A 13390-nucleotide genomic window follows, 5' to 3' on the forward strand; every position below is an offset into this window, starting at 1 on the left:
TATGGAGCGACTAAAAGTATACAAATTTAGAATTTATCCAACAGAGGAACAAGAAATATTCTTTGCTAAATCTTTTGGTTGTGTCCGTAAGGTCTATAATCTAATGCTTGATGACCGAATGAAAGCTTATGAAGAAGTAAAAGCTGATTCTTCTAAAAAAATGAATTTTCCAACACCCGCAAAATATAAAAAGAAATTTCCATTCTTGAAAGAAGTGGATAGTCTTGCTTTAGCGAATGCCCAACTCAATCTAGATAAGGCATATAAGAACTTCTTTCGTGATAAATCCGTCGGATTTCCCCGTTTCAAAAGCAAAAAAAATCCTGTTCAAAGCTATACTACTAATAATCAAAATGGAACAGTCGTTTTGATTGATAATAAATTCATTAAAATTCCTAAGTTGAAGTCTTTAGTCAAGATTAAACTCCATAGACAACCTAAAGGGATGATCAGATCTGCCACAATATCTCGTCATTCAAGTGGGAAATACCATATTTCTTTGCTGTGCAAAGAAGAAGTTGTCGAGTTTCCTGAAACTAATTCTGCCATTGGAATTGACCTTGGAATCACTGATTTTGCCATTTTTTCTGATGGTCAAAAGATTGATAATAATAAGTTCACTTCAAAAATGGCACAGAAACTAAAACGTGAACAACGTAAGTTATCAAGACGTGCACTGTTAGCCAAAAAGAAGGGTATCAATCTCTTTGAAGCCAAAAACTACCAAAAACAAAAACGAAAAGTTGCACGACTACATGAAAAAGTAATGAATCAACGCAATGACTTTCTAAACAAGTTAAGTACAGAGATTATCAAAAATCACGATATTATCTGTATTGAAGACTTAAACGCAAAAGGCATGTTGCGCAATCATAAACTGGCTAAAAGCATTTCTGATGTGTCGTGGTCTAGCTTTGTGACTAAGCTACAATACAAAGCTGACTGGTATGGACGTGAAATAATCAAAGTTGATAAATGGTTTCCATCAAGCCAAATCTGTTCAGAGTGTGGACATAATGATGGCAAGAAAAATCTCAAAATTCGAGAATGGTCTTGTCCTATTTGTCATGCTCATCATGACCGAGATATCAATGCTAGTATCAATATTCTGACCGAAGGTCTAAGATTACATTCCATGGGATTAGCTTAAATCCAATCATCAAAAACCGTAGGAACTACGGGGATAGCTTGGTAAAGAAGAGAAACCGCTGCGAGTAAAGAAATATGCTTGCAAGTACGCTCTATTCCTAAGAAGCTCCCACTTCAAGCGTTAAGAACCGTTAGGTTTAGCTAAGTGGTGAGTAGTTCACCAGCAGAAATCTATAAAAGAGTCGAAAAAAAGAAGGAAATTTTCACACTATTTGATGAACCAGCAAGCTATCTGGACGAGTCCTTTATAGCGATTTCAAACAAGGCACGTGGGGCAGGCGTTCACGCTATCTTCAGTCCACAAACTATGACAGATATTGCGAAGATTGATGAATCACTCATGAAACAACTAGTTGAGAACGTCAACACATATATGTCGGATAGGTAAATGAGAAGGACGAAGCGAGTTATTGGGCGGAAATTTTCGGTACTTATCGTGACTTAGAACTCACTGAAATGATTGAACAAGCGGATGGTTTTAACAATTTGAACAGGATTTCGTGGTCAGGTGAAAGTGGAACAAAACGTATGGTCGACAAGTTCAATATCCACCCGAACGACCTAAAAAGTTTACGAACAGGTGAGTTTTATTTCTATCGAAAAGGGCAAAATAGTCATGAACCAATACGTAAAGTATACGTTAGGAACCCAGTGTGAAATAGCTGAAGGAACATAGAAGCACTCAAAAATAAACACCTTATTTTGGCAATGAGTCTTCCATGATCTAGACAATGACAAAAAATGAAAAGGCGGGCTAAACCGTTGGGGCATAAGACCTTTCTAAGAACAGTTTTTTTGACCATTTACGCTCAACGTGGGGTAGAACCCACCTCAGCGTAAATGGTCAAAAAAAAAAGCAACAGCCCTACCGTCAACGTCCCACCAAAACTTGGGAATGCCGAAATCACTTGGTATCTTTAAAAAAAGATGAATTGATTGTTTTCTTTCTGACAACGATAAAAAAACGAAGGTGTACTATTTGGAACGAATTGGCTATCAATCAATTCAAGGATACTATCCCTTAGTGAAAGTTCCAAAATACAACTGGTACCATTGATTAATGAGGCTTTGCTTGAAACTTTAAAAGTTGTTGGAGAACAAAAACATTTACGTTACATTCAAAGTGAGCGCTGACAAGTTTACGAAGTAAAGGACATGCAGCCAAGTAAAAACAAGCGTGTATTTTTTGTTTCTGATTTTCTCTTACGTTTTGAATCGCAGACAGGAAAAAGTATTAACTGGTATTTTGAAATTGAGTTGACGATTAAAACGAAACGTCGATACAAGGAAGGTGTGTTTGTAAAATACATTAATCATTTGAACAAACATAAAGATGCCCATTTAATTTATGTCTCGTCTTCAACTATTATTTTAGAAGAACTGGAAAGATACAAAAAAGAAATTGAGGATCGAGCAGTCAATGCAGAAGATGTTTTTTCTCATTTTCATATTTTCTCATAAAATGAATTTCGAGAACGATTGGAGGAATTGATTTTGGATGATTCACATATCAATTGGTAACTTAAAACATGAATCTAGTTTTCTTTTATAAAGCGTGCTATAATAAAAACGAAAAGAGAAGTTGCGCAAACAACTCCTCTTAGACAGCACCGTTAAAGACGGTGACAGAGTTTATATTACATGAAAGTAATCGTCGCTCCGGCTAAAGTTTGACGATTACTTTTTTTGGCGTTTTTTCGCTTCAGTCAATGCTTGAATGAGTTTTACTATTGCGGTTAAAAACTCAAAAAGAGCTTTACCACAAGTAGCAATTACTACAATCAAAGCAGTGATTTCTGCAAGCTGCAAAAGGCGTCTCCTTTCATAAGATTTCGGAAGTACGATCATACGCACCACCTCACTTTCGATTGGATAGCCACCGTCATTAAACTTTACTGTCGGTCACATTATAACATATGAATAAATGAGATCCATTTTTCGATTAGAAGCTAAAACATGAATCTAGTTTTCTTTTATAAAGCGTGCTATAATAAAAATGAAAAGAGGAGTTGCGCTAGCAACTCCCCTTAGACAGCACCGTTAAAGACGGTGACAGAATTTTAATTATCTAAAAGAGATAACCGGCTCCTGCTAAAGTGACGGTTATTTCTTTTTGCTTTTTTTTGCTTCAGTCAATGCTTGAATGAGTTTTACTATTGCGGTTAAAAACTCAAAAAGAGCTTTACCACAAGTAGTAATTACTACAATCAAAGCAGTGATTTCTGCAAGCTGCAAAAGGCGTCTCCTTTCATAAGATTTCGGAAGTACGATCATACGCACCACCTCACTTTCGATTGGATAGCCACCGTCATTAAACTTTACTGTCGGTCACATTATAACATATGAATAAATGAGATCCATTTTTCGATTAGAAGCTAAAACATGAATCTAGTTTTCTTTTATAAAGCGTGCTATAATAAAAATGAAAAGAGGAGTTGCGCAAACAACTCCCCTTAGACAGCACCGTTAAAGACGGTGACGATTTAATCTAAATATTTCAAGAAGAAATAGCTAGTCTGCTCGCTAAAGTGACGGCTATTTCTTTTTGTCGTGTTTAAGCATGGATACAACCAAACCAATCAAAGCAATGGTAAACATACCAAAGCCAAGAATAGTTTGAATTGTCTCATATGCGGACAAAAGGCGTCTCCTTTCATAAGATTTCGGAAGTACGATCATACGCACCACCTCACTTTCGATTGGATAGCCACCATCATTAAACTTTACTGTCGGTCACATTATAACATATGAATAAACGAGATCCATTTTTCCATTAGAGGCTAAAACATGAATCTAGTTTTCTTTTATAAAGCGTGCTATAATAAAAATGAAAAGAGGAGTTGCGCAAACAACTCCCCTTAGACAGCACCGTTTAAAGAACGGTGACGATACTAACTAATCACAAAAGAGATAGTCGGTCCTCGCTAAAGTGACGGCTATTTCTTTTTGTCGTGTTTAAGCATGGATACAACCAAACCAATCAAAGCAATGGTAAACATACCAAAGCCAAGAATAGTTTGAATTGTCTCATATGCGGACAAAAGGCGTCTCCTTTCATAAGATTTCGGAAGTACGATCATACGCACCACCTCACTTTCGATTGGATAGCCACCGTCATTAAACTTTACTGTCGATCATATTATAGCATATAAATAAACGTGAATGAATCAGTTCAAAACCTTGTTAAAAAGGAATTGAACTGATTTTTTTGTTGTCTATTTTTCAAAGTAGTTACTCCTTAAAAAGTTCAAAAGATAAGAGAAGCGGAACCTCATTGCACACAATGATTTCCGCAAGTGGAAATATTCTGTACCAGAATATTTTTTAGATTTAAAAAAATGTCAGAGCGCTGGTTCATTGTTTCAATCCTATTGATTGTTTGGGTCAAACGAGCGGAGAACGCTGCTATCGAATTGGCGAGAGTGCTTATACACCTTCCACATTCATAAAAAAAGGGGAGGAAAAATTTTTGAGAAGCCCACTCAAAATTTTTTTCCTACAGCACTCCCTTTTTTTCTATACGCCCCAGGTGTAAATCATAAGCACGCCGAAGATAACAGTTGGGAAGAAATGGAACTAAGACAATCAACTAAAGGAGTGAAATCTAATGTGTTAAAAATTGAAATTTTTAACACATTAAGTTCTTCTGCCTTCAGAAAAACGTTAAAAAAATGTATGTTTGAAAATCAAAAAAATTAAAAAGAAAGTGAAGAAAGACAATGAAGACAGTTAAAATCGTAAAAATCAAGCAAGAACGAAAAACATTTGAAAATTTTCTACCTTTAAAAGTGACCTCGAGCTATTCAATTGCGCAGTGGCTACAAGAAGAAATCGGATATTTTTACTCAGGAAAACCAAGAAAAAATAGAAGAATGGAAAAGTGTTATAATAGAAAAGATCGAATAAAACTATGGTATGAGCTTGCTACAAAAATTCAGTTAAGGAACTAAGTTATGAATTTTTGTCGGCACTTGATTATTTTATTAGTTATGATGAGTCATCTAACTGGGTACACCCACAAAGATTAGAAGAGAGTATGAATAGTGATTTTGAGAATATATTGAGTTTAAACTATATGAATATTTGGATTTAAGTCAATATCTTGGACGCATTTTAGTAGAGACGGTTACGCCATTTTTGCTTTTACCAACTCTTCAAACTCCTGATGGAAAGAAAATAATCGGCCTGTCTTCAAATATAAGAAATAAACATTTGTTTTTCGTAATGACTGTTATCTATTTAGTAGCTATGGTAATAAATAAGTAGTAAGAGAGGTAGTAAAATGGGAATAATCGTACAACACGATGAAATCATTTCAGTATTAAAGCAATTAGATATATATAATGAGGATGAGCTTATCATATATGCTACGCTAAAAACTAGTCAGCCGTTATATATTAGAACGAATGAACTTGATTTACGTAATTATATTGTTGAAGGTGTATGGTTAGCCGTTAGCACAAATGATGTAAAGATTTTACCTGTTAATCAGCTGGGAAAATTAAAAGAAGCAGTTACTATTATTTCTAAAAAGGACCTTGCTAGTTTAAGCATTAAGAAAAATTTACTTCTATATACTATTACAATGAAAGATTTGGAAGGAAATAGTGTTAGTTTTAAAATTTCAAGTAGAGTTGTAGGAAATCGAAACCATCATTTAGATTTTGTGAAACTAGTTGAACGTTTGGATAAATCAATTTGATTAGAGAAGGAAGTCCTAAATGATGATAATTCCAATCGTATTATTTTTAATATTAATTTTTGCAATGACAAGTCTCATCAGACAAAGATATTTTTGATGGTGATTTCGGACTTAATGTATATGTCGCTAAATCAAATAAGGGAGATAAGCAAAGTGAGCTTCAGTTACAGGGGTTGCGACTTTGGCTAAAGCTTGGCGTAACCACTGATAAGACAGAAGTAAAATTTAATTTAGGGCCATTTTGCTCGGGCTTTCTATCGGAGGGGAAGTTATGAAAATTACACAGGTAAACCTTACAACTAATGGAGATATTAAAGATTTCCAAATATTAAAAAGTATAGGTACTGAAAGTTCTATTGATAATTGGAAAATAGTGATAGAAGCAACGAAAAATGAGAAAAATTATTATGAATTGGAATTGAATGAGCAGAAATTTAGAGTATTTAATACACCAAAAATATTTTCAGAAAATAAAAAAATTTATGCCCAAGATATTGATGATTCAAATAATCAATTTATTCTAAAAAATTCAATAAATAATTTATTTTTGATGAAGCAATGGGTAGCTTACTTTCAAAATAATGAAAATTTTTATAGTTTAAGCAGTGTTCCATCAGGTATCAAAGGATATATTTATCCGATAATGAAAAACAATAACCCAGTTGCTGTTTTTTGCCAGTCCAATACTCAAATAAATGGGAACTTTCAATTGAATTTATATACGATAGATAATCAAAGCGTTGATGAAATAGTAGCACTGTTTTTTATAAATTACATGTCTTTAAGTCCTGACTTTTTAGATCTGGGAATTTTATCGGCTAAGAATTCATTCTTTTATTCATTTTCTGGACGGAAAAATTTAACAAAGACTCATATAGATATGTTACCTGTAAATAATCGCCCTTTAAAAATAGAGGCGAGTTTATGGATTTTAATTGGAGTTTTATTAATAATTGGAGTCGCTTTTATTAAACCGATAATAGTAATGATTTTTATCTCAGTTTGGATAATTTTAGTGATAATCAATTTTTTCAAAAATTTAATGTATAGTAAGGAAACTAAAAGATGAAAGTAAAGAATGAATGGTTAGCTATAGGCACAATGGTACTATTAAATGGGGGGATCATTCTCTGACAATTATCGGACGTTACTAGATAATGTTGCCTATGACTATGTAGGAATTCTGAATTCTCAAGGTTATCAGGATTCAGAGTCATTATAAAGAAAAATACCTTTCATTAAAGTGGTCAAAGAATGGAGTAACAGATGAAAAAATTTTTAGTTGTAACTGTTTTAATTGGAAGTATTGTTTTCTCAGGATGTACTAAAAACTCGACAAATACAATGGAAAATAAGAGAGGCTCTTCTACAGAAAACAAAGAAGTAAAATATAACACCGTAAAAAATCAAAAAGAGTTATTAAATAGTATCGAAGAAGTGGCTGTTGATGCAGACGAAAGAATGTGGAATAAATATTCTAGTGAGCAAGAGCTTAGAACTTCCGATAATGGTGTAAAAAAATTAGTAGGTCTGGATGGGGAAAAAGAGTTAGTGGGTTATAAGACATATAGAACAGGAGGTTTCTGGGTGTTGGAAAACTCTCTTACTGAGGATAAAGAAAAAGATGCTGTTTGGGAAATTATTGGTAGAAATGACTTGAAGTCTTACGTGGAAGTATATATGTTACCTACCTATACAGGAGATGTTGCTAATTTGGATGGTGAAAGATTATCGGAAGATGATTTGGATGATATTTTAGCAAATGATGGTGCTAGATTTGTTCAAACTGGGATGACCCAAATCAAAGGAGAGAATTGGCATATTGGTATAGAAATGGGTGATGATAATAATGCGATAAGAATTACATTTTATCAAATGGAAGCTGCTAAGGGAAGTTACAATGAATCTGTTTTGGTAGCACAAGTAATGGCACCGTTAAATAAAGTAATGCAGTCAAAGGAAAACAAACAGGAATTTTTAGATCAAATTTCTCAAGTCAAAAAAATGTTAACAACTTTTAGTAATACAAAAGAAAAAGAATTATCTGTTTCTTAATCTAAAGAAAATTTAGATCAGTTGAATTAAGTATGAGAAATTTCATTATATCAATAGTATACGGAATAGGAGAAATTTATCTGTTCTGAGTAAGATTTAACTCTATAGATATTAATTGTATGTAGGAAATTAAAGATGAGAAGATAATAAAAGAAGCATGACTAATGGTTAATCGTTGGTCATGCTATCTTTTTTTATTCTATATACGGTTTGTCTTGTAATGTCATGGTCTTTCGCAATTTTAGCAATCGCAACACCTTTTTATGTCTGCTTCAGGTGAAAATCATAAGTACGCCAAACCGCTATCAGCTCAGCTCGAAATGATCCAAGTTCAAACAATAAAAAGGAGAAATCTAAACAATAAACCAGTAACATTTTTTAAAATCAAATTTTTTCGCCACCCACAAATCGCTTGCTGAAATGAACTTGGCAAAATCAAAAACAAGGAGAGACATTGAAAATGAAAACAACCGCAAATACAGTCAAAAAATATTTAAAAGAAAATGGTTATGAAACGAAAAATATACTTGTTCGAGTAGAATACGTCGGATATGGAAGCATGTCAATTTTTTCTCTAATCTCCGCCTTCTTTTTTTAGCGGCATCAATTTTATAGATTCTCATTATTATCTCCCACCTTTATTGTTTAGTTTGATGTTTTTTTGAAGCGTCGTTCATGTATTAAATAGGAAAGTAAAATTAAGAATTGGCCAAAAATTAAGAAACCGATTAATACGTAAACATTTTCTGCTAAATTAATGCTTTCCAAACTGATAATACTTCTCAATCCTCTTATTGTATAGGTCATTGGAATACAAGCATTAATTTTTTCAAATAGACTATTGGTTAAGAGAATAGGATAAACGCCAGCTGCAGCTGACGTTTGGAACATAGTTAAAATTAAAACAATTAAAGATCCAATTCCTGGAATCAATTTATTAAATCCTACAATTATACTCAAGAATGTTGCAGAAGTTAAAAATAAGAAAGCCATTAATTGATAGAGTGAGTTAACTGGAATATGGATAAATAAGAAATTCCCACTTAGTAATAAAAGTACTTGAACTAAGCCAATTATCACAGGAAAAACATATTGTTTTGTCCAGTACGTTGTAAATTTTTCTCCTTTTTTCTTAAAATTACGCATTGTAAATTGGTTGACAAATATCCCAGCAACAAAAAGTGTTAACGAAAATAGATATGGAGCCATTACTTCACCATTATTTTTTACTGGATGAATATTTTTGACCTGTAATTTAACGATAGAACCAGTTGAATCTGGAATATTCATGCCTTGCATTTTGTCAATAATTTTAGAAGATAGTTCTGCATTAACATGTTGTACAAATTGGTTCATTGTACTAGTGATGACTTTTGAAGAAAAGGAATTAAGTCCTTCAGAAGTTATCAATTGTATTTCAGCGTTTTCTTTTAGCTTTGGAAAAGTTGTAATTTTACCTTGAAAATCTTCACCAAAACTTATAATGGCATATACTTTTCCATCTCTTAACTTCTCCATCGCGCTATCCATGCTTGTTTCTTCTTTTAGATCAAATAATTTTTCTTCAAATAATTTTTCTTGAATTATATTTTTTTCGGAATGGACTATAGCTACTGGTAACTGATCCATATTACCATATGGATCTAATGATGCACCTAAAAACAATCCAGAATAAATCATTGGAATAAGGGATAAGAATATTAATACGAATCCTAAAACAATTTTCTTTTTTATAATAAACACCTCTTTATTTTTATAACCCACACAAACCGCAGATGTCTTTTGACTACGGATATAATAAATCTATAGATTTTATTTGTCAACAGAAAATGCGAATTTTATAAATTGGAAATTTTTAAAAATTTAAAATGATAGAAACAAAGAAAAAAATTGTAGAAGTTGATAGATTAAAGGATTTTATTGTCAGGTAGTTCTAACTTATCATTTTAAGAATAATAGAATTTAAAAAATAAGTAAGAAATTATATGAAAGGATATGAGGAATTAAAATAGTTAAATATCTATAAAGATAGAGAAAAATCTAGGTTCTACTTACTCTAGTTTTTCTCTATTTTTTCTCTATTTTTTTATAAAAGACAAATTTTTAATCCATTTATATTGAAAGAATAACTAATATAGTCTATATTAGTTGTGCGACTGTAGACATTAAAAGTCAATAGATTTTAGAAAGGGTGTAATTGTTTGAAATTAAGTAATTCATTTATCCAATCTGTTGCTATTCTTGTAATGCTAGCTGAATTACCGGAAAAATCTTATTTAAAATCTTCTGAAATAAGTCAGCGAATGGGAGTTTCCCACACATATTTACAGAAAATTGCTAAAAAGTTGAATAATGCTGGTATTATTCAATCTGAAGCATCAAAAACAGGTGGCTATTCTTTAAATAAGTCAGTAAGAGATATCACATTCTATGATGTCTTTAAAGCAGTTGAAAATTCAGATAGTTTTTTAAATAATGTCAAAACTGATGTTATACATACAATGTTTTTATCTGATAAACTTGTAGATAAGTATGGTAATCTAACATTAGATATTTTAAAAGAAGCAGAAAATAGTTATCTTTCTGTATTAAAAGAACATTCAATTGAAGAAATTGTACCCAAAAATTCTAAAGGAGAATTATTGATAATTGACTGGCCATTGTTTCTGAAGAATAATTAAAAATATTAAAGGAGGATCATTGCATGAACATTGGTAATATTGCTCAATAGATTGTAGTAGTTTCTAAAATAGTAGCAATAATTAGTGCTATTATGTATCCATTAATACAAGAAAAGAGAAAAAGCGGAACAGAATGTTTGGCTAGAAGGGGGTATGCACTAGTATATGACGCTATTATGGAACGTAAAGAAAAACAAAGTGCTAGTACTAACCTTGAATCTTTTAAGCAATTAGTGGATAGATGTCAATAAAGTAGACAGAAAAAAAGAGATTTTCAGTGTAGTTCTTCTTTTAAATTTGGAGAAAGCATATCAATTGCTGAATGAGGTCTTCTAGGATTATAAAAAACTTCGATATATCTAAAACGAGCAAGTTTTACCTCTTCTAATGAAGAGAATGTATGGCGTTTTAATTCTTAATTTTCAAGAAAGCGTGCGGAAGATTTTCTGTTGTTTATTTATAAAGCCTACTACGATTGACTTTTAGCACACGACATAATTTAGAAATTGTGTGTTCTGATTGAAGTAAGGAAATAGCCTTTTGTCGTTGGTGGAGTGTGGCGTGAATATGGCAATCGCTTTTTTTTAGATAAGGCTCTCCTCTTCTAAAGCAGCCTTTTGTTTTTGGAGTTCCCTCACTTGCTTGGCAGTAAGAAGCTCTCCCGATTCCATTTCAACTCTAGAATAGAGTTTGATCCATCGTGAGATGGCTGTTTGTGAACCCCCATATTCTTTGCATAAACTAGATTGAGTTTTCCCACATTAGAAAAAATTTAAAGAGATGGTGTAAAAAAATAGAAAAGCCCAACAGGATATGCTTTTTTGTCCGTTCTGTTTATCTGCTGAAAAACTTAATTTAGAAAAGGACATTGAAGTTGAGCAAGAGAAATAAAAGATAAAGTAAGGTTTCTGTTGGTTCAAAAATTCATAGGATGTTAATCTAATTTAATAGGAAAGGATAATTATGTATATACATTCTTTCTTGGATATGTTATACTATGTATATACAGAAAGAGGTGTCTAATATGGAAATGCTACCTATAAAAAAATGGGGAAATAGCAATGGTCTTAGATTGCCAAAGTATATTATGGAATATCTTGGAATTCATACAGAAGACAAAGTGAAGATAATACAAGAAGAAGTAAACGGTCAAAAGCGTCTAATCATCGAGGCTGCTAATTTAGAAAATGAGTTAACAATTGAGCAGTTATTTGAAGATTATACTGATGAAAGAAATCATGTGACGATTCAAAACTTAGGTGAAGCAGTAGGTAATGAAAAATGGTGAGAAAGCCTAGACAAGGCGATATTCTATTATTGAATACAGCACCTCGATCTGGACACGAACAAACAGGAAAAAGACCTTATATTGTTTTAAGTCATGATATTATTGCAGATTATAGTAATGTTGTTACAGTTGCTCCTATTTCTAGTACAACTAGAAACTATCCGTTATATGTAAATATTAATTCAAAATATGAAATGAAGACAACAGGAAAAGTATTATTAGATCAATTAACGACAATTGATTATGAAGCCAGAGATTGTATTTTCTTGGAAAAAGCACATGATAGTTTGGTTGAGGAGTTATTGATGAAAGTTAGAACAGTATTTCAAAAAGTAAGTAAATAAAATAGAAACAACAGCATGACCAACTATCCGTCGTTGATCATGCTGTCCTTTTTTATTCTATATACGGTTTGTCTCGTCACATTGTAGTCTTTCGCAATCTTTGAAATAGCAATTCCTTCATTTAAATCCTTAACGATGTTTTCATAAACTAAACGTCGTTGAGGATTTTTTGTGTTTGCGCTATAAAGTTTCGGACGTCCCTTGTAAACACCGTTGGCTTTTGCAATCTTAATTCCTTGTGCCTGGCGTCGTTTAGATTCAGTGCGTTCTTGTTCAGCGATCATGGCCAAAATTTGAATGATTAAATCTTTAATGAATTTATCCAGAAGAGGATTGCCAATGGCTTCAGCCATGATTGGTAAACTCGTGATAATTAGCTGCACATTTTTCTTCTTTAGATAATTAACTGAAGCAATGATCTCGTCATAATTACGTCCAAGTCGATCGATGGCTTCCACAATAAAAATATCCTGTTCACGGACAAAGTCTAAGGTTTCCTGGAAAATGGGTCGGTGAGAAATCGTTGCTCCAGATTGTTTCTCAATGAAAATTTTTTCTGCACCAAACTTTTTCATTTCTTCAATTTGGCGTTGTTCATTTTGATCGATAGATGAAACTCGAATATAAGCAATTTTCAAAATTTTTACCCACTTTCCTGGACCATTTAAAATACGCCCTAATCATACACTGGAAAACTAGATTTTTCAATGATCGGATAATGTCTATTTAGGGTGCACTTAAAATTACCATAGTTTGGTACAATACAAGATATAGGGATTTTTCTAAAATAATCAGCATTGGAATCTCTAAATGAAGATATATTATAGTAAAAAGGAATAACAACAAAAAGCCGATGTTCATACGAGCATTCTAAGGTCAGGTTCACTCCTTACGATGTATCATTTTGATCGAACGAAGCGTTATATCAAATACGAATAGACATATTTTTAAGGAGGAACGAAGCAAATGAAAGAACAACAATTAGGCTATACTTTCTGGGGACGCCCATTATATGGATTAGAACGAAGAACGGCTGTATCGATCGATTGTACTTGTGGTGAGCTGATCCAGAAAAATATTCAAACGAAACAATACCATTGTAAAAATTGTGGGAATTGTTATCAATTCATTGATCAAGACTTCCAATTGCTAAATGAAAAAAATATGTAGG

At 32.5% G+C, this 13390-nt stretch carries 17 protein-coding genes and 1 pseudogene; 11 read left to right on the plus strand and 7 right to left on the minus strand.

The annotated features are described in order from the left end of the window. Window position 1: 1 nt before the first annotated feature. The 3 genes from tnpB (at window position 2) to AC4BC3_RS12895 (ending at window position 2610) form a co-directional block, all read left to right on the plus strand. Window positions 2–1150, plus strand: a complete 1149-nt coding sequence (gene tnpB / locus AC4BC3_RS12885) for an IS200/IS605 family element RNA-guided endonuclease TnpB (RefSeq protein ID WP_490467358.1) — start codon at window positions 2–4, stop codon at window positions 1148–1150. Window positions 1151–1297: 147 nt separating this feature from the next. After that, window positions 1298–1537: a hypothetical protein gene (locus AC4BC3_RS12890; protein WP_490467359.1), complete on the plus strand. Its 240-nt coding sequence runs from the start codon at window positions 1298–1300 to the stop codon at window positions 1535–1537. Window positions 1538–2304: 767 nt separating this feature from the next. After that, window positions 2305–2610, plus strand: a complete 306-nt coding sequence (locus AC4BC3_RS12895) for a hypothetical protein (RefSeq protein ID WP_490467360.1) — start codon at window positions 2305–2307, stop codon at window positions 2608–2610. A 216-nt stretch (window positions 2611–2826) separates the two neighbouring features. Here AC4BC3_RS12895 and AC4BC3_RS12900 read toward each other — a convergent pair whose 3' ends face one another. The 4 genes from AC4BC3_RS12900 to pepG1 (AC4BC3_RS12915) all read right to left on the minus strand — a co-directional run bounded on the left by AC4BC3_RS12900 (window position 2827) and on the right by pepG1 (AC4BC3_RS12915) (window position 4229). Continuing rightward, window positions 2827–2958, minus strand: coding sequence for a hypothetical protein (locus AC4BC3_RS12900; RefSeq protein ID WP_490467361.1), 132 nt, complete (start codon window positions 2956–2958; stop codon window positions 2827–2829). A gap of 294 nt (window positions 2959–3252) precedes the next feature. Continuing rightward, complete coding sequence (locus AC4BC3_RS12905; protein ID WP_490467362.1) at window positions 3253–3384, minus strand: hypothetical protein; 132 nt, start codon at window positions 3382–3384, stop codon at window positions 3253–3255. A 300-nt stretch (window positions 3385–3684) separates the two neighbouring features. After that, on the minus strand, window positions 3685–3828 hold the full coding sequence (gene pepG1, locus AC4BC3_RS12910) for a type I toxin-antitoxin system toxin PepG1 (RefSeq protein WP_490467363.1): 144 nt from the start codon (window positions 3826–3828) through the stop codon (window positions 3685–3687). A gap of 257 nt (window positions 3829–4085) precedes the next feature. Further along, window positions 4086–4229 carry a type I toxin-antitoxin system toxin PepG1 gene (pepG1, locus tag AC4BC3_RS12915; RefSeq protein WP_490467363.1) on the minus strand — a complete coding sequence of 48 codons (144 nt, stop codon included), beginning with the start codon at window positions 4227–4229 and terminating at the stop codon, window positions 4086–4088. Between the two features lie 639 nt (window positions 4230–4868). Here pepG1 (AC4BC3_RS12915) and AC4BC3_RS12920 point away from each other — a divergent pair. The 4 genes from AC4BC3_RS12920 (at window position 4869) to AC4BC3_RS12935 (ending at window position 7906) form a co-directional block, all read left to right on the plus strand. Then, window positions 4869–5099, plus strand: a complete 231-nt coding sequence (locus AC4BC3_RS12920; protein ID WP_490467364.1) for a hypothetical protein — start codon at window positions 4869–4871, stop codon at window positions 5097–5099. A gap of 332 nt (window positions 5100–5431) precedes the next feature. Further along, complete coding sequence (locus AC4BC3_RS12925) at window positions 5432–5851, plus strand: hypothetical protein (protein WP_490467365.1); 420 nt, start codon at window positions 5432–5434, stop codon at window positions 5849–5851. 271 nt (window positions 5852–6122) lie between these two features. Then, on the plus strand, window positions 6123–6920 hold the full coding sequence (locus AC4BC3_RS12930; RefSeq protein ID WP_490467366.1) for a hypothetical protein: 798 nt from the start codon (window positions 6123–6125) through the stop codon (window positions 6918–6920). A 197-nt stretch (window positions 6921–7117) separates the two neighbouring features. Further along, window positions 7118–7906, plus strand: coding sequence for a hypothetical protein (locus tag AC4BC3_RS12935; protein ID WP_490467367.1), 789 nt, complete (start codon window positions 7118–7120; stop codon window positions 7904–7906). Window positions 7907–8074: 168 nt separating this feature from the next. On the opposite strand, the pseudogene AC4BC3_RS12940 reads toward AC4BC3_RS12935, so the two are convergent. Together AC4BC3_RS12940 and AC4BC3_RS12945 are read right to left on the minus strand one after the other, a co-directional pair. Then, a pseudogene (locus tag AC4BC3_RS12940) lies at window positions 8075–8164 on the minus strand (helix-turn-helix domain-containing protein); the annotation flags it as partial. A gap of 387 nt (window positions 8165–8551) precedes the next feature. Then, window positions 8552–9670 (minus strand): YhgE/Pip domain-containing protein, encoded by a 1119-nt coding sequence (locus AC4BC3_RS12945; protein WP_490467368.1) that lies wholly within the window; start codon window positions 9668–9670, stop codon window positions 8552–8554. 437 nt (window positions 9671–10107) lie between these two features. On the opposite strand from AC4BC3_RS12945, the gene AC4BC3_RS12950 reads away from it, so the two are divergent. The 3 genes from AC4BC3_RS12950 to AC4BC3_RS12960 all read left to right on the plus strand — a co-directional run bounded on the left by AC4BC3_RS12950 (window position 10108) and on the right by AC4BC3_RS12960 (window position 12219). Continuing rightward, window positions 10108–10587: an RrF2 family transcriptional regulator gene (locus AC4BC3_RS12950; RefSeq protein ID WP_206910772.1), complete on the plus strand. Its 480-nt coding sequence runs from the start codon at window positions 10108–10110 to the stop codon at window positions 10585–10587. A 1024-nt stretch (window positions 10588–11611) separates the two neighbouring features. After that, complete coding sequence (locus AC4BC3_RS12955) at window positions 11612–11875, plus strand: AbrB/MazE/SpoVT family DNA-binding domain-containing protein (protein WP_206910771.1); 264 nt, start codon at window positions 11612–11614, stop codon at window positions 11873–11875. Beyond that, window positions 11869–12219 (plus strand): type II toxin-antitoxin system PemK/MazF family toxin, encoded by a 351-nt coding sequence (locus AC4BC3_RS12960; RefSeq protein ID WP_206910770.1) that lies wholly within the window; start codon window positions 11869–11871, stop codon window positions 12217–12219. The genes AC4BC3_RS12955 and AC4BC3_RS12960 overlap by 7 nt, the downstream gene beginning before the upstream one ends. Window positions 12220–12242: 23 nt before the next feature. Here the strand turns inward: AC4BC3_RS12960 and AC4BC3_RS12965 are convergent, their stop codons facing one another. Continuing rightward, window positions 12243–12857, minus strand: a complete 615-nt coding sequence (locus tag AC4BC3_RS12965; protein WP_490467369.1) for a recombinase family protein — start codon at window positions 12855–12857, stop codon at window positions 12243–12245. Window positions 12858–13185: 328 nt separating this feature from the next. Here AC4BC3_RS12965 and AC4BC3_RS12970 point away from each other — a divergent pair, with 328 nt between their 5' ends. Continuing rightward, window positions 13186–13389: a DNA helicase UvrA gene (locus tag AC4BC3_RS12970; protein ID WP_490467370.1), complete on the plus strand. Its 204-nt coding sequence runs from the start codon at window positions 13186–13188 to the stop codon at window positions 13387–13389. Window position 13390 lies beyond the last annotated feature (1 nt).

This window comes from Enterococcus sp. AAFC-DPL-6103 (genome assembly GCF_058216595.1).